General features: G+C 40.8%; 15 protein-coding genes. 7 read left to right on the top strand and 8 right to left on the bottom strand.

Annotated elements, in window-relative coordinates; all coding sequences use genetic code 11:
• Nucleotides 1–51: 51 nt before the first annotated feature.
• Nucleotides 52–516 (bottom strand): hypothetical protein, encoded by a 465-nt coding sequence (locus CSQ79_RS03950; RefSeq protein ID WP_099700282.1) that lies wholly within the window; start codon nucleotides 514–516, stop codon nucleotides 52–54.
• Nucleotides 517–596: 80 nt separating this feature from the next.
• Between CSQ79_RS03950 and CSQ79_RS03945 the strand changes: the two genes are divergently transcribed.
• Both CSQ79_RS03945 and rpoD read left to right on the top strand, forming a co-directional pair.
• Nucleotides 597–1,289 carry a polysaccharide deacetylase family protein gene (locus tag CSQ79_RS03945; protein WP_099699901.1) on the top strand — a complete coding sequence of 231 codons (693 nt, stop codon included), beginning with the start codon at nucleotides 597–599 and terminating at the stop codon, nucleotides 1,287–1,289.
• 810 nt (nucleotides 1,290–2,099) lie between these two features.
• Nucleotides 2,100–3,275: an RNA polymerase sigma factor RpoD gene (gene rpoD / locus CSQ79_RS03940; protein ID WP_099699900.1), complete on the top strand. Its 1,176-nt coding sequence runs from the start codon at nucleotides 2,100–2,102 to the stop codon at nucleotides 3,273–3,275.
• A 204-nt stretch (nucleotides 3,276–3,479) separates the two neighbouring features.
• Here rpoD and CSQ79_RS03935 read toward each other — a convergent pair whose 3' ends face one another.
• The 5 genes from CSQ79_RS03935 to CSQ79_RS03915 form a co-directional block, all read right to left on the bottom strand.
• Nucleotides 3,480–3,659 (bottom strand): CAB/ELIP/HLIP family chlorophyll-binding protein, encoded by a 180-nt coding sequence (locus CSQ79_RS03935; RefSeq protein ID WP_099699899.1) that lies wholly within the window; start codon nucleotides 3,657–3,659, stop codon nucleotides 3,480–3,482.
• Nucleotides 3,660–3,851: 192 nt separating this feature from the next.
• Nucleotides 3,852–4,031, bottom strand: coding sequence for a CAB/ELIP/HLIP family chlorophyll-binding protein (locus CSQ79_RS03930; protein ID WP_099699898.1), 180 nt, complete (start codon nucleotides 4,029–4,031; stop codon nucleotides 3,852–3,854).
• Between the two features lie 122 nt (nucleotides 4,032–4,153).
• Nucleotides 4,154–5,473 carry an ABC transporter ATP-binding protein gene (locus CSQ79_RS03925; protein WP_099699897.1) on the bottom strand — a complete coding sequence of 440 codons (1,320 nt, stop codon included), beginning with the start codon at nucleotides 5,471–5,473 and terminating at the stop codon, nucleotides 4,154–4,156.
• A 38-nt stretch (nucleotides 5,474–5,511) separates the two neighbouring features.
• On the bottom strand, nucleotides 5,512–6,567 hold the full coding sequence (locus CSQ79_RS03920) for a glycerate kinase (protein WP_099699896.1): 1,056 nt from the start codon (nucleotides 6,565–6,567) through the stop codon (nucleotides 5,512–5,514).
• A gap of 185 nt (nucleotides 6,568–6,752) precedes the next feature.
• A complete protein-coding gene (locus CSQ79_RS03915; protein ID WP_099699895.1) occupies nucleotides 6,753–7,085 on the bottom strand; it encodes a DUF565 domain-containing protein in 333 nt (110 codons plus the stop codon).
• A 126-nt stretch (nucleotides 7,086–7,211) separates the two neighbouring features.
• On the opposite strand from CSQ79_RS03915, the gene CSQ79_RS03910 reads away from it, so the two are divergent.
• Nucleotides 7,212–7,730 (top strand): hypothetical protein, encoded by a 519-nt coding sequence (locus tag CSQ79_RS03910; RefSeq protein ID WP_289500481.1) that lies wholly within the window; start codon nucleotides 7,212–7,214, stop codon nucleotides 7,728–7,730.
• A gap of 248 nt (nucleotides 7,731–7,978) precedes the next feature.
• Complete coding sequence (locus CSQ79_RS03905; RefSeq protein ID WP_099699893.1) at nucleotides 7,979–9,766, top strand: ArnT family glycosyltransferase; 1,788 nt, start codon at nucleotides 7,979–7,981, stop codon at nucleotides 9,764–9,766.
• 9 nt (nucleotides 9,767–9,775) lie between these two features.
• On the opposite strand, the gene CSQ79_RS03900 is transcribed toward CSQ79_RS03905, so the two are convergent.
• Nucleotides 9,776–12,964, bottom strand: coding sequence for an ATP-binding protein (locus tag CSQ79_RS03900; RefSeq protein WP_099699892.1), 3,189 nt, complete (start codon nucleotides 12,962–12,964; stop codon nucleotides 9,776–9,778).
• A gap of 648 nt (nucleotides 12,965–13,612) precedes the next feature.
• Here CSQ79_RS03900 and CSQ79_RS03895 point away from each other — a divergent pair.
• The 3 genes from CSQ79_RS03895 to kaiC all read left to right on the top strand — a co-directional run bounded on the left by CSQ79_RS03895 (nucleotide 13,613) and on the right by kaiC (nucleotide 15,970).
• A complete protein-coding gene (locus CSQ79_RS03895) occupies nucleotides 13,613–13,954 on the top strand; it encodes a circadian clock protein KaiA (protein ID WP_099699891.1) in 342 nt (113 codons plus the stop codon).
• A gap of 57 nt (nucleotides 13,955–14,011) precedes the next feature.
• A complete protein-coding gene (gene kaiB, locus CSQ79_RS03890; RefSeq protein ID WP_099699890.1) occupies nucleotides 14,012–14,332 on the top strand; it encodes a circadian clock protein KaiB in 321 nt (106 codons plus the stop codon).
• 75 nt (nucleotides 14,333–14,407) lie between these two features.
• Nucleotides 14,408–15,970 carry a circadian clock protein KaiC gene (gene kaiC, locus CSQ79_RS03885; protein ID WP_099699889.1) on the top strand — a complete coding sequence of 521 codons (1,563 nt, stop codon included), beginning with the start codon at nucleotides 14,408–14,410 and terminating at the stop codon, nucleotides 15,968–15,970.
• 80 nt (nucleotides 15,971–16,050) lie between these two features.
• Here the strand turns inward: kaiC and CSQ79_RS03880 are convergent, their stop codons facing one another.
• Nucleotides 16,051–17,967 carry an ABC-F family ATP-binding cassette domain-containing protein gene (locus CSQ79_RS03880; protein WP_099699888.1) on the bottom strand — a complete coding sequence of 639 codons (1,917 nt, stop codon included), beginning with the start codon at nucleotides 17,965–17,967 and terminating at the stop codon, nucleotides 16,051–16,053.
• Between the last annotated feature and the right edge of the window lie 74 nt (nucleotides 17,968–18,041).

The raw sequence follows: 18,041 nt of genomic DNA, 5'->3' as shown, positions 1-18,041 counted from the left end.
TGTTGTTCGTCAGCTAATATTGGTAGATAACCGTACACCTTGTCTCGTCTTCTACAAAGGCTCAGCTTTTTCGACTGAAGAGTTATTGACTCCCAAGGTTAACTGTAAGGGGCGCTGTGCGGGGTAGGCTTTTACGACTTGTCTGTAAACTTGATAGTTCGTTGGCAGCGTTCTTGGTTTGCTACCCTCAATATACGTTATTTGATAATTTACAGATTTTAATAATTCAGGAGTACTAGGTTGTTCTTGGGGTTTTTGTCTTTGTTCAATTTGATCGACTGTTGGTCTAGGCGGTAATGCAGGCCACCACAAACCTTGGTCATCGGGACCCGTGACTGCATCTGGAGGCTGTTGACCGTTGCGATTGAGCAAAGAAGTTGCGGCAAATGTTTCAAAGCGTGGTAGCTTATCGCTCGGACTCGTAGAATATTTGACTTGCCAAGTGTAGGTAGTTTGTGCGGTTGCTTGATACTGGTTAATCGTTAAAGTGGTACAACTTGTGAGTGCGATCGGCATCACGAGTGCGATCGCGATTGTAAAAAACTTCTTCAAACTCTTACTCACACTAAATACACGATTTTCTGACAATAACAAAAATGCAGTTGGCTCCCTTTTTTCCTATCCTCTACCGAATTTTACAACCCTCTTTTCCACACTGTCTTTGGGCTGGTAATCCAAATTTAAAAACAGTTGCTTTGACTTTTGATGATGGTCCGCATCCAACTTATACCCCTCAGTTGCTGGAAGTTTTGGATCGCTATGCTATTCCGGCAAGTTTTTTTTGGCTAGGTGCTTGTGTTAATCGCGCTCCTTTTACAGCCAAGTCTGTTTATGAGCGGGGACATTGGATTGGTCTGCACGGCTACGATCATCGCTCGTTTCCGATGTTAACTACAGCAGAACTCAAACAGAGTTTATCTGCTACCCAAGAGGCCATCTCGATAGCTTGCCGCATCGATCCTAACTCTGTACGTGATGTCAGACCGCCTAATGGTTTATTTACTCCGCAAGTTTTAAATTCGTTACATCAGTGGCAATATCGCTCAGTGATGTGGAGTGTTGTCCCCGAAGATTGGGTATGTCCAGGAATTGGAACTGTTGTACAGCGTGTACTTCAGCAAGTCACTAATGGCTCAATGATTGTCTTACATGATGGTGTCTGTGGTGGACAAGATGTCGCAGCGATCGCCGCGCAGTTAGTACCTCAATTGCTGCATCAAGGCTATCAATTTGTAACAGTAGATACTTTATGGCAACAAGCCCAAACCTTCACTAGTAGACGCTTTTAGTATTATTGTTTCTCTATTCTCTTTGTTTTTTAGATTAAACTCTTGATGATTATCTGTCACTCTGACGCAGAATTCACTACAATAGCAGGAAACTGTTTAGTAATTTGTCAAGGTTATTTAGGTTGAAATTTAGCTCCAACCTTAGTTAAGCTGAGGTAAAGACAAGAGTCGAAATTAAGCTAATTATATAGTTGACTTGTAGCTCGGTTGAGCCTGCTGTCAAATCTTTGGCAGAGGGACGTAGACAGGAGTAAACAACTTAGACTTGTACCTTTAACTTCGACAAATTAAATTCTGAGAGAATGTTTATATGAAGAAAGGTAAAGAACTCGCTTAGCCACAGGACTTGCCTTTGAATGTGTTGTGAATAACACGCAGATTGCTTATTCTCTCAAATCATCCGTAAGAAAAGAACTAGGAATTGAGGAGACAATTTTAAAAATTCACGCGAATTTATTAATTTAGGAGACTATGCCTGTAGAAATTTATATGATTCAACACACAAAATCAATGCAATTTTTGTGAAACAGGCTACAATCAAAACGATCTTTACAACTTTTTTAAAAGAGTTGTATCTGGCATAGCTCAATATACTGGGCGTTAAGCTGTACAAGCAAGTCGTTTCCCGTAGGAAACCAATCCGTCAACAAATTGTTGTGAGGAATATTATTAACTGCTTGATTCTTTGCGATCGCCAAAAACCTTTTCTAAGTAAATGCTCTTTACAGTAAGTGACAGCTTATTCGTAAAGACACTAACCAAAATCATGAGTAATTGATTGTTGACATTAAGGAGCATGAGGAACGCGGCATGAACCCGGCTAACAACGTACTCGAAACCATTCATCAGCCTGAACTCGAAGACACAACCAATCAACCTGAAGGTGTTTTAGATCTCATCACAATTGAAGATGACGATGATTTAGTCATTCTTGACGGAGATGACGCTGATGATTTTCTAGAAGCTCAGCCTGATGAGGACGACGCTAAGTCTGGTAAAGCCGCTAAATCCCGTCGGCGGACGCAAACCAAGAAGAAGCACTATACAGAGGATTCAATTCGCCTCTATTTACAAGAGATTGGACGGATTCGGCTACTGCGAGCAGACGAAGAAATTGAACTCGCACGGAAAATTGCTGAGTTATTGGAAATGGAAAGAGTTCGCGAAAGACTGTTAGAGCAGTTGGATCGCGAACCAAAGGATAGCGAATGGGCAGAAGCTGTCCAGTTATCTTTGCCCACCTTTCGATATCGGCTTCATGTCGGACGACGGGCAAAAGACAAAATGGTGCAATCAAACTTGCGTCTTGTTGTTTCCATCGCCAAAAAATACATGAATCGAGGTCTTTCTTTCCAAGATTTAATTCAGGAAGGAAGCCTCGGTCTAATTCGTGCAGCAGAAAAGTTTGACCACGAGAAAGGTTACAAGTTTTCAACTTATGCTACGTGGTGGATTCGTCAAGCAATTACGCGAGCGATCGCCGATCAGTCTCGTACAATTCGCCTCCCAGTTCACTTATACGAAACAATTTCTCGAATCAAAAAAACAACAAAACTACTTTCTCAAGAAATGGGTCGCAAGCCTACTGAAGAAGAAATTGCTACCCGCATGGAAATGACTATTGAAAAGCTACGCTTTATCGCTAAATCAGCTCAATTACCAATTTCATTAGAAACGCCCATCGGCAAAGAAGAAGATTCCCGACTGGGCGATTTTATTGAGTCTGATGGGGAAACACCAGAAGATCAAGTGTCTAAGAGTCTCTTGCGCGAAGACTTAGAAAAAGTTTTAGATAGTCTCAGTCCTAGAGAAAGAGATGTTTTAAGACTGCGCTATGGATTAGATGATGGTCGGATGAAAACATTAGAAGAAATTGGGCAGATTTTTAATGTCACCCGTGAACGCATCCGCCAGATTGAAGCTAAGGCACTGCGGAAGCTACGTCATCCTAATCGCAACAGTGTGTTAAAGGAGTATATTCGTTAAACTAACGCTTGATTAAAGGTCAAACCATAGCAACGAAAAAGAAAAACGCCACAATCAAATGTGGCGTTTTTTTGGTATTTACTCTATAAATCTGCTGTACTTAGGCTATTTCGATTGACTTATCTTGCTACTGTTTAAAAACCTAGAGAATGTCTCCGTCATCACACCACTCAAAATATTTCGCTCAGCACGACATTTTGTCGCTTAAAGAATGCCCCAGAAATGTAAAACACCTTGACCAGCAAACAATTCAATTAAAATTGCGGCTAAGAAACCAATCATTGCCAGACGACCGTTCCAAATTTCTGCTTGAGGGGTGAAGCCCCAACGCCAAGCATTACGATCTTCCATAACTGGGGTTGTGACCTTTGTTGTGTTCTGCATAGTTGGCACTCCGGAATTATTTTGTAACAGTTTATTTAGCTCTGTAAATTAATATAACAAATATTTACAGAAAAGCAACAAGCGAGTTTCTAAAGTTTTTAGTGTTATCCAGATTGCTGCTTTTAAAAGTAAACGCTCTGAAAGTGTAAACAAAACCTTTAGAGCGCTTATATCGAGATGTAGAGGCAGCGATTACATAATGCCCCAGAAGTGGAGAAAGCCTTGACCAGCAAACAATTCGATTAAAACCGCAGCTAAGAAACCAATCATTGCTAAACGACCATTCCACAGTTCCGCTTGGGGAGTGAAACCATAACGCCAAGCATTGCGATCGTCCACAACGGGAGGTGTCATTTTAGTTGTGTCTTGCATGGTTTTAGCTCCAAAAAAATTGTTTGTTAAGTAATGTAGCTCAATCTGTAAACAAATGTAACGCTGAGCTAGCTAGAATATCTCTCTCTAAAGTATGAAAGACCTACGTTTGCCAAGAACGACTACTCGAACCAAATTGCCTGACCACTGTCGTACTCAAAAAAATGAAGCTTATCAAGTGATAGTGATAGCCATAGATGCTCGCCAATAGCTACCTTACGATCAGGTGGAATGCGCACTTGTAGAGTATTTGTTGCAGCAGTAGCAATCACAGATGGTTGTACTACTTGCTTGACAAAGCTGACAGCAAGATATGTATCATTACCCAATGCTTCTACTAAATCTACTTGAACTAAAAGATTTTGCGGTGCAGGCGCACTCAAGTAAAAATGCTCTGGTCGAATACCTAAAATCAGTGTTTGACGATCGTAGTTCTGTAGTACATTTGCCCATTGTTCTGGCAGTGCGAAGTGAAACTGCGGATGAGCGATCGACAACGGTGCGTGAAATTGAACAGGCAGAAAATTCATTGGTGGCGAACCAATAAATTCAGCAACAAAGCGCGTTGCTGGACGATTATAAAGTTCTAGCGGTGGTGCGACTTGTTGGATTTGTCCTTGATTCATCACTGCAATGCGATCGCCCATTGTCATTGCTTCGGTTTGATCGTGGGTAACGTAAACAGTTGTTGTGCCGAGTTGACGTTGTAGCTTGACAATTTGGGCACGGGTTTCTGCCCGAAGTTTAGCATCAAGGTTTGACAGTGGTTCATCCATCAAAAAAACTTGTGGATTGCGGGCGATCGCCCGTCCCAAGGCAACCCTTTGCTTTTGTCCACCAGAAAGTTGTTTTGGCAGTCGATTGAGCAAGGCTTCAATTTGCAATAATTGCGCCACATTGCGCACGCGTTCGTCAATTGCCCGTTCGCGTGCTGTAGTATAGCGTAAATTCTTCGGTAATCCCCGCGTTACTCCCACTAACAAGTTATCTAACGAGCGAGAACTATTCTTGCCCTCACCCCTCATTGTCCGCCGCAGTCCAAATGCCAAATTATCGTAAACTGTCATGTGAGGATAGAGCGCGTAGTTTTGAAATACCATGGCAATATCTCTTGCTTTTGGTGGTAATTCATTGACCAAGCGATCGCCCACCCAGATATTACCTCCGGATATTTTCTCTAACCCAGCAATTAAGCGCAGTAAGGTACTTTTACCACAGCCTGAAGGTCCTACCAAGACCATAAACTCACCATCAGCAACGCTCAAGTTAATATTGCGTAAAACACTGACACTTTGCTTGTGAGACTCTTTAGTATTGTGTTCAACCATTGCTGGCGCATCAAGTGGCGCGAGAGGAGATGACTGTGCAACAACCGGAGTCACTCGTTCGTTATGCCGAGTGGGAAAGCTTTTATAAACGTTCTCCAAAACAACCTGCGCCACGATAGTTAGTTCCTATAAACACCGAGTTATGCTGAATTTTAGCGAGTCAAATCGTTTGGACGAAAAACTCTACTAGGAGAATGGTCTGGATTAACTTTTACTACTAAATCAACCCAAGTGGGAGGAGTTAATAAAGGCTTAATAAATAGTTCCGGATGAAGCGATCGCCAAAAATACTTGACAAAATTTTCAATTTCTGCATCTGACATTCCTGATTGACCAACGGCAATCCTATCGTGTTCTGCGTCTTTACGCCATGTTAAGCTATGACGATAGTCATCAGCATAGAGCAAGATTAACGAGTCAAGTTGTTCCCATAAAGGCAAATACTCTTGCAACCGAGCATTCATGTCGCGAGCAAATTCACGATCAGTCGGTGTTTCGATTGGTGGTGGAGCTGTGTCAAATTGCTGCGGATCGATCGGTCGTACGCCCACAAACCATCCTTCAAACAAAACAATATCAACAGCCTCGACAATTTCAGGTTGAGTGCGATCGCCAGCGCCACTATAAGCCGACTTATCAAAGCGGGGGATAGCAATTGGTTGGGAATCAGGTTGACGTAATTTTTGCAGTACGATCAGACCTAAATCAACATCATGCGTTCCTGGGGGACCACGCCAAATCAAGCGCGGATCTTGCTGTTTCAACGCGAGGCGAGCGTGATAAGTTTTGTACAAATCGTCCAAAGACAAGCTAACTGTACGATAGCCCAAGTGAGCGAGAATGAGAGTGAGAATTGCACTCAGGGTGCTTTTCCCCGTACCTTGTCCGCCTAAGATTCCTTGAATTAAAGTTTTTTGTCGTTGTTGGCGAGATGCTGCCAGATGCATTGCTAAAGGTAGCCAAAAATCCCATAGAGTGCCGATGAGATGATTTGGTGAAAGCGAATGTGTTTGACAAAAATCACTAAAATCTGGATAAACTGCACGTAATAAATGCGATCGCCTTTGCACAACTTGTGCCACGTTCTCAGAGGTAATGTTAAAGGCTTGAGCGCGTAAAGGATCGGCAAGCATCGCTTGTGCTATGAATTCATCGGGTAATACTGCATTCGCTACAATCTGACTTAACCATAAATTTGCCGTTTGCATAACTTAACGATTGTTTTATGTTGGGTAATGGGTAATGGAAAAGCTTTTAGTACTTGGCAGTTAGCATTTAGCAATTCCCCCAAAAGCTCATAGCTAATAGAAGAAATAGCTGATTGCTACCAATTACCAGTTACCAGTTACCAATTACCAATTACCAATCTTTATGTAACGTTTTCTCACTTAATTTAAGAACCAAGTTTAAACGCTTCTAGGAACAAACTATAAATTAGACCAATTTTGCCAGCGTTCAATGCTTCTAGCCAAAGTCCACGCTGTTTGCGCCAAGCGTTGCTGTAATAAATCCGGTCAACAATTTCACTCCATGTAACTAAAACGCCTGCACCGATGATGTCCCAGTCAGCAGCTTGTCCTGCGATCGTCGAAATTGCCGAGCCAAGAAAAAAGCCAAACAATACACTAATAACTAGTAGTGATAGTTTACGCCAAGGATTGAAAAACCATCTTGCGAGTTGTCCGGAAATGGAATTAAAAAGATCGTTAAGACGGGTATTTTGCATCTTTATTAAATGCTCAAAATAATCTACTAACTGGTTTTAAGCTTGTTTCAATGATAATAGGAGGGGAATTTTTCACAGTATACAAATACAGATTACAGCCTGTTACTCTTTTAATCCTTAAGAATTATGAATATGAAATCGTTGGTGCATCCTGCGGTTATTATTGCTTCTGTAGTGGGAATTTTAGGGTTAGTGTGGATAGCGCTACAGTTTAGCGTCACGATTGAATTTGAAGAACCTGAACCTTCACCAGTTAATACAATTCCCGCAACGCGATCGCCTGCTCCTATTCCAACAACGCCAGCACAAGAAGCTGTACCTACACCGAATCAAGCTGTGACGGGTACAGGCGCATTACGCATGAGTAACCAAACAAATCAACCTGTACGAGTAGCGTTACTAGCTAAGCGATCGCCCAACACTAACAGTACACCTGCTCATTGGGATTTTGCCCCGCAAGAAGGCAGCAAAGAAGGATTAATATTATCCTTACCAGAAGGAAATCTCACATTAAACAAGGGTGATATTGTCGTTGCCTTTGCGCAAGATGGTTCTGGGCGCTACTGGGGACCTTATGTTGTTGGTGAAACTCCTGCTCCAGTTTGGAACAATCAAGTTCAAGAATGGCAACTAACTTTGAATTAGGGGGAGTGGCTAGTGGTTAGTGGTTAGTGACTATTAATTGGTATCAACAGTGGCTAACAACTGATCGCTAGCAACTAGTAACTACAGCACTCAGATGAACAGAAAATCCAGGAGTGGCTAACAACTGATCGCTAGCAACTAGTAACTAGCCACTAATAACTATTGGAACTGACAAATTGTAGGTAAGTCATCTAATTTATCATTGGGTTACAATTTGCAATTGCCTACAAGTATACATAGTTAGCTGCATGAAACTTAGGTTCGACCGTGCTTTAGATTCTTGGGGAAATACTATAGATCGTCCAACCCGAGCTTGGATTGTGTCGATTATTTGGTTGCTAGTCATTGGTTGGCTAGCGTTCTTCTGGAATTTGGGCAGTACTGGTTTGGTGGATGAAACAGAGCCACTGTTTGCGGAAGCTGCACGGCAAATGACAGTGACAGGAGACTACATCACGCCATATTTTAATGAGGAAACACGATTTGATAAGCCGCCTTTGGTTTACTGGCTGATGGCGATCGCTTATTCAACAATCGGTGTAAATGAATGGGCGGCGCGTCTACCTTCGGCACTTAGCGCTTTTGCGTTAGTTTGCTTAGGCTTTTATACACTGTTATTTTTCGGTGTCGGCACTTCCGACTCTTACACTCGCTCCTCACCCCGCGCTCCTCGCTCCTTCTTCTGTGCTGGCTTGGGTGCAGCGTTAATTGCATTGAATCCGGAAACAATTGCCTGGGCGAGAATTGGTGTTTCGGATATGTTGTTGACAGGGTGTATGTGTAGTGGGTTGTTGTGTTTCTTTTTAGGATACGCTCAACCATTAAAACCCCAAATCCAAGTACGATGGTATCTTGCTTTTTATGTACTCGTAGCTTTAGCAATCCTCGCTAAGGGACCTGTCGGAATTGTTTTACCAGGAATTATTATCGGCTTATTTCTACTTTATGTCGGTAAGTTAAGCGAAGTACTGCGCGAGATGCGGATTGTTTGGGGCAGTTTATTGATCTTAGCGATCGCAATTCCTTGGTATATCCTTGTGATCGGTGCCAATGGCTGGAATTACATCAACTCGTTTTTTGGATATCACAATATCGAGCGCTTTACGGGAGTTGTGAATAATCACTCAGCGCCGTGGTATTTTTACTTTTTAGTTGTTCTCCTCGGTTTTGCTCCTTGGTCGATTTATTTACCTGTTGCGATCGCTCAAACGCGATTTTGGCAAAGATCTTATTGGCGTTCAACCGACCGTTCAACCCACTTGAGTTTATTTGCGTTTGTTTGGTTTGTCGCAATTTTTGGCTTTTTTACAATCGCAGTCACAAAACTTCCTAGCTATGTATTACCTTTGATGCCAGCAGCGGCTATATTAGTTGCGCTTCTGTGGAGCCGCCTCAATCATCGAGAAGCTCGTCGTCAACAAAATTCCCGCTTTTTATTGTGGAGTCATTGGCTCAATGTTTTGTTCTTACTCGGCTTAGCTATTGGCTTATTTGCACTTCCCAACCTGATTGGCTCCGATCCAGCAATTCCTAACTTACGCGAGTCGATTCAACAATCTGGTTTACCAGTACTCGCAGGGCTAATTTGGCTAGTTGCGGCGATCGCTGGCATATTCTTTATCATCCGGCGACGTTGGCAAGGTTTATTAGCCGCTAACTTACTGGGTTTTATCATTTTTCTGGTCTTTGTTGTCACCCCAGCTTATTTTTGGATGGATCAAGCACGACAGCTACCGCTACGGGAATTATCTGCGATCGCCCGTCAATCTGAACCCAACGAAGAATTAATTATGATCGGCTTCAAAAAACCAAGTGTTGTCTTTTACACTCAGCGCCCAGTAACATACGTCAGAGAAATCGAAAAGGCTGCTGCCTACATTCAAGAACTTCAATCTAAGACATCACAACCTTTTTCTGTCATGCTGTTGTCTTATCCACAAAGGCTGCAACAACTACAACCACAGCTACCGCAATATCAAAACCTTGGTGAAGCAGGTGCTTATCAACTCGTACGAGTTGTCACAACCGAAAGCTAAAATGACTAATTAGTGCGAGGCATTGAGTGCTAATGTTTTAATGATTTTGTCTAGTAATTCTTGAATCGACAAGGAAGGCGGTAAAATTTCTGTGGCAATTCCTTGCAAAACTCTATCAAGTGTCACTTGCAAGTCTGAGCTATGATTTAAATTTTCCCGATGGGGTTCCAGGATTGAATGTAGTTGCCCATTCAATACCAAGATGGGTGGTAAATCTTCGTTTTCTAGATTTTGTAATGCTTGAAGAATATCCGAGTTTAGCTGTACATCTGCTAAACAAATTAAGATTAAATCAACGCTTCCTTGTCTGATCTGAGTTAATGTTTCCACCCAAGAGTGGCTAATAGTACCTTTAAAGCCAGCTGTCTCAAGATAGGGAATCAGAGCCTGAAACCATTCTGTACCAGGTGCTAAAGAATTGACTGTACTTAGCTTTGGCTGTAAATCAGGTAGAGTGGCAACATCAACAACCAAAATATTTGGTTTCCACTGCATCCCTGCAGCAAATTGCAATACAGATAACAATGTCTCTGGATCGCGTTTATCAGTGGGAAGCAAGCAAGGAAAAACTGCAAGTCCTTCAATTTGATTAGCAGCTTGTGTCGTTGCTGTATCTAATGTCACAATGGGTAAAGCTGCTAGCTTAGAAAACTGACTCAAACTTTTTAGATAAGCAATAGGTTCGGCGATCGCTCCATCTAATAAGACGACATCTGGTTGCCAAATACTGACTAAAATTTCTGCTTGTTCTAGGTCGTCAGCTTCTAAAATTCGGTAATGAATTGGCGATTTTGGGATGAGTGGTAAAGATTCTCCTCCAACTAACCGTAAAATTGTGATGCAATTCTTAGTCGTACCGATCGCCTGTGTTTCAGAATTAGCAATAGGTTCTTGACAAAACCGTGCCAAAATTTGCGGTAAAATCTCTGCAGGTACAGGCAAATTAATACATTCATCCGCTCGATTTGCTAGCGCTTGCTCTTTTTCAGCTCTTGTCGTAGTCACAACTACTGGAATTTGCCGTGTTGCAGAGTCAGATTTTAATAAAGTCAACACATCCCAACCTGAAAGCAATGGTAGTAAAGGATTTAAAAATATAATTCCAGGTTGAAGTCGGCGTGCTTTTTCTAAAGCTTCGGTTCCAGAACGTGCGTTGACAACTCGATAACCTAGACTACCTAGTTGTTCTGTTAAATATGCAATGTAACGCGGCGCAGCTTCAACAAGTAAAACCAAACGGTTACTTAATTTTAAATTTTGGGTTTTAGCTTTTGAATTGCGTTGTAGTATTTGTGATTTTTCATTTGTGTTTTGCAATTCCTCTTCAGAAATTGATAGTCTAAAGTCTGTTGGCGGATGTGGTGGTAATAACAGTGTAAAAGAACTGCCTCTACCTTCTTTGGATAAAAAGCTCACGTCTCCACCATGTAAGCGGGCTAATGCTCTCGTCAAAACTAAACCGAGTCCTGTTCCTTTGAAGCGACGTGTTAAAGGATTTTCGAGTTGTTGAAATTTTTGAAAAATCAGGTGTTGTTGCTGTTCAGGAATACCAATTCCTGTATCCCAAATTGTAAAAGCAATCCAACCAGCCCAACGATTTACCCTGAGTCCAATTTCTCCACCAGTTTCAGTAAATTTAAAAGCATTAGCAAGCAAATGAACGAGCATTTGTCGCAATCGCAATTCATCAGCAACTAAGGTATCTAAGCCTGGTTCAATTTCTAAGGTAAAACGATGTTCTAACTCCGTTTGAGCGATCGCCTCTACAGAAGCTTGGCTATCTCGCGCTTGCATCACTCTTACTTGCTCAAGGGCGCGATCGCAAATATTGCTGATATTGACTTGCTCAATACTTAGCTTGAGTTGTCCTGTTTCCATCCGAGTCAAATCTAGAATGTCATTAACGACACTCATCAGATGACGACCGCTTTGATGAATCAGCTTAGCATAACGGCTTTGTCGCTCGTTGAGTTCTCCTAAGGCTTGATCTTTTAATAATGTGGATAATCCGAGTACTGCAGTTAATGGTGTTTTTAATTCGTGACTAATACATGACAAAAATTCATCTTTGAGCCGATTTAGTTGAATCAAATCCGCATTTTTTGCGGCTAATTCAAGTGCTAGTTGCTGTTGTTCTGTCACGTCTGTAGCGAGTAACAGCCACAAATTAGGACTCATAGGTAACAGATGCGAAAAACTTTCTGTTAATTTTTGCTCAGTATCGTTAATGCAAGCATCTAATTCTGAATATTGTTCTTGCAAAGGAATTTTGACAAACTCCCACACGCGCTCTTGACCATTGGGTAGCGTCCAGATACAAATACACGTATTAGATTGTGTACCTAGCTGACATCGGTTCGCGGTTGCCATAAATTCATCTGGCTCTAAGCTAGGTATATAGTCGCTGATATTTACAGCATCGTATTCGTCAGTTTTTTGCGAAATTGATAAGAGTTGTTGAGTATGTAAGCTGATTGCAGCATTGTTATGATAACGATTAGCGACTGTTGCCACAACTTCAGAATTTTGTATTTGTTCTGATGAACGCATTTGAGTTGTGACTGTCGCCGAGTCTAGAATTGATTCTACTTTACGCCGTACCTCCTCAGGATCGCTAAATCCGCCAAAATGTCTGCTCCAAGCTGAATTTTGCATCACAACTTCTCCTGTTGTTGTTTGCAATATCAGTGGACATGGTAATTTTTCTAAGAGTTGCACAAGCAAGTCTAATACCAATTGATTTTGGCGATCGCTTACCTGTTTCACTGCTTCGCTACTCGCTTTGGTGAAGTTTAAGCATAAAAATTCTGATAACTGTACGCGATCGAGTAATCCCAGCAATTTTCCTGCTGGATCAACTAGCACGCAATGTGTGTTTTGTTGTGGCAAAGACTGTAGATGTAAGCCTAATTCCTCTATTTTTAAAGTGGCTGGTAGAACAACAATCTGTTCTATCAGTTTTGGATCTACTGTGCTGATCGCTTGATGAATTGTCTTTGTATCCGTTTGAGATTTACTATACAGGTACAGCAGTAACTGCGCTGCTGATAAGATTCCGATTGGAACTTGTTCTTCATTTACTACGATTAGGCGATCGCACTGCGTCTGTTGCAAAATCTCTAGCACGACTTTGAGCTGTGTTGTTTCTCTACAGCTAGGTATCGTAGTTATGAAATCGTAAAGCTCAGGATTTGGCATTGACTCTATGCTATCAATTCTCTAAATTTGCGCTACAAGTGACAGATGCTCCAACGTTGAGCAGTAAAATCCCATCTCAAAATCAAAATTAGTAGCAGTGGAGTATTCTTGCTAATTTTGGTAACAAAGTGTATCGAGCCATCTACATAAATTCTTGACTTGAGATTATTTTTGTAACAGTTGATTTACAAAATCTTCGTTCTTCGGCTTTCCTTTACTTTTGGCAGCTTTGTACCGTAATTCACTTGTCAATGCGTTATGACTGCTAGAAACAAGAATCTGAGGTTTTGGGAATTATAATGAATTACAATGCAGTAATAATTTGATTTAGTTTAACTTTCTTAATCTATTGATCTGACCTACCTCAATTTATACAAGTATTGCTTTACTTAAAGTAACTTTTGCAAAGCATGTGTTGGCAAAGCAGCGAGCGCATAACTACCCTTTATTTTAAGAACGCGATCGCTTACCCTGAAATAGTAACGCTTGCTATCTTTCTCTGGCTTATTTTTAAGCAATTTTTTATCCCAGCAGTGCGGTAACTATTTATTTGAAGTAGGTCATACTACTTTGACACGTTTAATCAACTCATAGTTTGAATAAACTCACTTTACGGCACAGCGATCAAACAATGTCTGTTTTGGAGTTATGGATGACCACGACAACAAAAAAGCACCATTTCAGCAAATGGATTTAGAACGACAAAATTTGTTACAACAGCTCAAAGCAGACTATCGTCAAATCATCATAAATTACTTTGCAGGTGATAAAACTTCTAAGGAGAAGATTGATAAATTTATTGATAAAGTGTTTGATTATAACCTTCCCGTGCCTCTAATTATAGAAATTCACATGGATTTAATTGATGAATTATCTAAACAACTCAAAGTTGAAGGACGAAGTGATGACATACTACTCGATTACCGTTTAACACTAATTGATATTTTGGCTCACTTATGCGAAATGTATCGTTGCTCGCTGACTCGTTAAAGACAAAAATAATTTCTATCGTGTTTATTCAGATTCCTACATAACTTAAACGTTGTTATGAACGCACTTAAAAAAACTTATGTGTTGAAGCTGTACGTAACTGGAAATACTTATAGATCAGTGCAAGCAATTAAAACTCTCAAGAAGATTTTGGAAGAAGAGTTTCAAGGCGTTTATGCGCTAAAAGTCATTGACGTGCTTAAAAGCCCGCAGTTAGCAGAAGAAGATAAAATACTAGCAACGCCTACTCTAGCTAAAATATTACCATTACCTGTCCGTAAAATTATTGGCGACTTATCTGATCGGGAAAAAGTACTCATTGGTTTAGACTTACTATACGAAGAGCTAAAGGAAGAAGAAAACAATGAGAGCAAGTAAGTATCTATATCCTTTTATTTATAGTTAGCATTAATAATCTAAAACCTGATTTGAGCAGCATTACAACAGTAAACAATGGATGAAATCAGTAGTAAATTTACTTCAAGAAGTCCCAATTCACCAGAGAATGTGCAAAAAATCCGCACCATGATTGAAGGTTTTGATGATATTAGTCATGGCGGACTTCCTGTGGCAAGAACAACTTTAGTAAGTGGAACGTCTGGAACAGGGAAAACGTTATTATCAATGCATTTTCTCTATAACGGTATTGTTTATTTTGATGAGCCAGGGGTTTTTGTCACGTTTGAAGAAGATCCGAGAGATATTATTAAAAATGCTAGCAGCTTTGGATGGGATTTACAGCAGTTAATTAATGAAGGAAAACTGTTTATTTTAGATGCTACACCCGATCCTGAAGGGCAAGAAGTTGTTGGTAATTTTGATCTTTCTGCTTTGATCGAAAGATTACAATATGCAATTAATAAATATCAAGCTAAAAGAGTTTCAATTGATTCGATTACAGCACTTTTTCAGCAATACGAAGCAGCTTCAGTAGTCCGGCGAGAAATTTTTAGATTGATTGCACGGATGAAGCAAATTGGAATTACAAATATTATTACAGCAGAACGCACAGAAGAATATGGTGCGATCGCACGTTTTGGCGTTGAAGAATTTGTCTCAGATAATGTCGTTATTGTCCGCAATGTTTTAGAAGGAGAACGTCGGCGACGGACAATAGAGATCTTAAAAATGCGCGGTTCATCGCATATGAAAGGAGAATACCCTTTTACAATGACGACAGGAGGAATTAGCATCTTCCCATTAGGAGCAATGCGCTTAACTCAACGCTCATCTAATGTCCGAGTTTCTTCCGGTGTGAAAAAGTTAGATGAAATGTGTGGTGGTGGTTTCTTCAAAGATTCGATTATTTTGGCAACAGGTGCTACAGGAACAGGAAAAACTTTATTAGTCAGTAAGTTTTTACACAATGCTTGCATCAATGGCGATCGCGCCATATTATTTGCCTATGAAGAATCCCGCGCCCAGCTATCGCGAAATGCTTACTCGTGGGGAATTGATTTTGAAGAGTTAGAACATCAAGGACTCCTCAAAATTATTTGCTCTTACCCTGAATCTGCAGGCTTAGAAGATCATTTACAGGGTATTAAATCTGAAATAGCTCAATTTAAACCATCGCGCATTGCAATTGATTCACTTTCAGCACTAGCGCGGGGAGTGAGTAACAATGCTTTTCGTCAGTTTGTAATTGGTGTCACTGGATATGCTAAACAAGAAGAAATTACTGGTTTTTTCACCAACACCACAGATCAATTTATGGGTTCGCATTCGATTACCGATTCGCATATTTCTACAATTACAGACAGCATAATTATGCTGCAATATGTAGAAATTCGTGGTGAAATGTCGCGAGCAATTAATGTATTTAAAATGCGCGGTTCTTGGCACGATAAAGGAATTAGAGAATATATTATTAGTGCTGATGGACCAGAGATCAGTGACTCTTTCCGCAATTACGAACGCATTATTAGCGGTTCTCCAACTCGTGTTGGTACTGATGAGAAAGCTGAGTTATCACGGATTGTGCAAGGATTTCAAGAGAATACAGGTTCATCGTGATTAGTGGCTAGTTACTGGAGTTAGGTATTAATATTATTTCAATTACCAATTACCAAGTACCGATTACCAATTAATTCAATCTAACTTTCTCGTTCTGCAAGTTCTAACCAACGTTCAGTAGCTGTGTCAATTGATTGAATTAAGTTTGCCAAGCGCTCAGAAAGTTCTTGCATTTGGGTAAAGCTACTAGGAGGATTGTTGTAAAGAGTCTTTTCAAGTTCTTCCTTTTCAGCTTCCATTTGCGGAATTTGAGTTTCTAGCATTTCATATTCGCGCTTTTCTTTAAACGAAAGCTTGCGTGGTTTACTTGATTGGGATTTTTGGCTGTTGGAGTTTGAATAATTGACTTGCGCTTCAGGTTTTTTCTGTGTTTTGTCTTCTTTCTCCTCTTCTTGCGCTTTCTTGTAGTCTAGATAAACTGAGTAGTTACCAGGATACTGCCGTAAATTACCGCCAGACTCAAAGGCGAAAATAGTATCAACAGTGCGATCGAGAAAATAGCGATCGTGAGAAACAACAATCACACAACCATTAAAATCTTCTAGATATTCTTCTAAAACAGCCAATGTTTGCACGTCAAGATCGTTTGTCGGTTCATCCAGAATTAAGACATTAGGCGCACTCATCAACACTCGCAACAGAAATAATCGTCGCTTTTCGCCACCAGAAAGTTTATGAATTGGTGAATATTGTTGATTTGGTGGAAACAAAAATCGCTCCAGCATTTGAGATGCAGTAATGACACTACCATCTGCTGTTTTGACAAGTTCAGCAACGCTTTTGAGATATTCAATGACTCGTTGATTTTCGTTTAAAGAAACATCTTCAGAGTGCTGATCGAAATAACCAATATGAATTGTCGAGCCGATGTCTACCTTACCAGTGTCAGGCTGCACTCGTCCGGTAATAATATCCATTAATGTAGATTTACCGGCTCCGTTACTCCCAATAATACCAATGCGATCTTCAGGATTAAAAGTATAAGTAAAGTCATTAATTATAGTTCGCCCGTTATAGGATTTGGCAATATTTGTTAACTCAATCACCTTCTTGCCAATTCGACGACTTGCAGTAGAAATCTCGACTTTACCTTGTGCTTGTTTAAATTCTTGCCCTTGCATTTCTCGAATGCGATCAATTCGCGCTTTTTGCTTGGTACTACGCGCTTTTGGTCCTCTTTTTAGCCATTCAAGTTCTCGCCGCAGCACTCCTGTGTGTTTGCGCTGGCTACTTGCTGCTGTTTCTTCGGCTTCTGCCTTTTTTTCTAAGTAATAAGCATAGTTACCAGAGTAAGCGTAGAGATCGCCGCGATCAATTTCAAGGATACGATTTGTGACGCGATCCAAAAAGTAGCGATCGTGGGTAATTAGTAGTAATGCACCTCGATAGCGACTTAAATAACTTTGCAACCACTCAACTGATAAAGCATCTAAGTGGTTTGTCGGTTCATCCATCAGCAAGACATCGGGTTCTGATAATAACGCAGCTGCAAGTGCAATTCGTTTACGATATCCACCGGATAAACTGCCAATTTTGGCATCAAAGTCTTGAATACCCAACTTAGTCAAAATAATTTTGGCATTCGTTTCAAGATCCCACGCCCCTGCTGCTTCCATTTGTTGCGATACGCTAGAAAGACGTGCAATCAGCTTTTCGGTATCGCCCCCATGTTCAAGTTGTTGAGAAAGTTCCTCATACTCTCGCACCAAAGCCATCTGTTCGCCACTATCAGCAAAGACTTGTTCGAGAACTGTGTGATTTTCGTCTAACTCTGGTTGTTGGGGTAAGTAGACAATTTTAGCTCCAGAATTGACCCAAATTTCGCCACTGTCGATTGGCTCTAATCCGGCAATCATTTTGAGTAACGTTGATTTACCAGAGCCATTTGTTCCAATCAACCCAACTTTATCACCCTCGTTCAGGCTAAAGCTGGCATCTTTAAAAATCTCTTTGATGCCAAAGTCTTTTTTGAGCGATCGCAGTGTAAAGATAGTCATTGGTTACAGATCTATGGGAGGGGTCAGAGGTTAGGAGTTTCAGGTGCAGAGGAAATCTGAGGAAGAATACTATT

It is taken from the genome of Gloeocapsopsis sp. IPPAS B-1203 (genome assembly GCF_002749975.1).
Classification (GTDB): Bacteria; Cyanobacteriota; Cyanobacteriia; order Cyanobacteriales; family Chroococcidiopsidaceae; genus Gloeocapsopsis.
Note: the sequence above shows the minus strand (reverse complement) of the source record. Positions and strands in the feature narration are given on the sequence as shown.

Excerpts from the sequence above, each read along its gene's own strand:
- CSQ79_RS03935 (WP_099699899.1), bottom strand. The coding sequence starts at position 3,659 with ATGCAGAACACAACAAAGGTCACAACCCCAGTTATGGAAGATCGTAAT.
- CSQ79_RS03930 (WP_099699898.1), bottom strand. The coding sequence starts at position 4,031 with ATGCAAGACACAACTAAAATGACACCTCCCGTTGTGGACGATCGCAAT.
- kaiB (WP_099699890.1), top strand. The coding sequence starts at position 14,012 with ATGAACGCACTTAAAAAAACTTATGTGTTGAAGCTGTACGTAACTGGA.
- CSQ79_RS03895 (WP_099699891.1), top strand. The coding sequence starts at position 13,613 with ATGGATGACCACGACAACAAAAAAGCACCATTTCAGCAAATGGATTTA.
- CSQ79_RS03900 (WP_099699892.1), bottom strand. The coding sequence starts at position 12,964 with ATGCCAAATCCTGAGCTTTACGATTTCATAACTACGATACCTAGCTGT.
- CSQ79_RS03915 (WP_099699895.1), bottom strand. The coding sequence starts at position 7,085 with ATGCAAAATACCCGTCTTAACGATCTTTTTAATTCCATTTCCGGACAA.
- CSQ79_RS03905 (WP_099699893.1), top strand. The coding sequence starts at position 7,979 with ATGAAACTTAGGTTCGACCGTGCTTTAGATTCTTGGGGAAATACTATA.
- rpoD (WP_099699900.1), top strand. The coding sequence starts at position 2,100 with ATGAACCCGGCTAACAACGTACTCGAAACCATTCATCAGCCTGAACTC.
- CSQ79_RS03945 (WP_099699901.1), top strand. The coding sequence starts at position 597 with ATGCAGTTGGCTCCCTTTTTTCCTATCCTCTACCGAATTTTACAACCC.
- kaiC (WP_099699889.1), top strand. The coding sequence starts at position 14,408 with ATGGATGAAATCAGTAGTAAATTTACTTCAAGAAGTCCCAATTCACCA.
- CSQ79_RS03910 (WP_289500481.1), top strand. The coding sequence starts at position 7,212 with ATGAATATGAAATCGTTGGTGCATCCTGCGGTTATTATTGCTTCTGTA.
- CSQ79_RS03920 (WP_099699896.1), bottom strand. The coding sequence starts at position 6,567 with ATGCAAACGGCAAATTTATGGTTAAGTCAGATTGTAGCGAATGCAGTA.
- CSQ79_RS03950 (WP_099700282.1), bottom strand. The coding sequence starts at position 516 with ATGCCGATCGCACTCACAAGTTGTACCACTTTAACGATTAACCAGTAT.
- CSQ79_RS03880 (WP_099699888.1), bottom strand. The coding sequence starts at position 17,967 with ATGACTATCTTTACACTGCGATCGCTCAAAAAAGACTTTGGCATCAAA.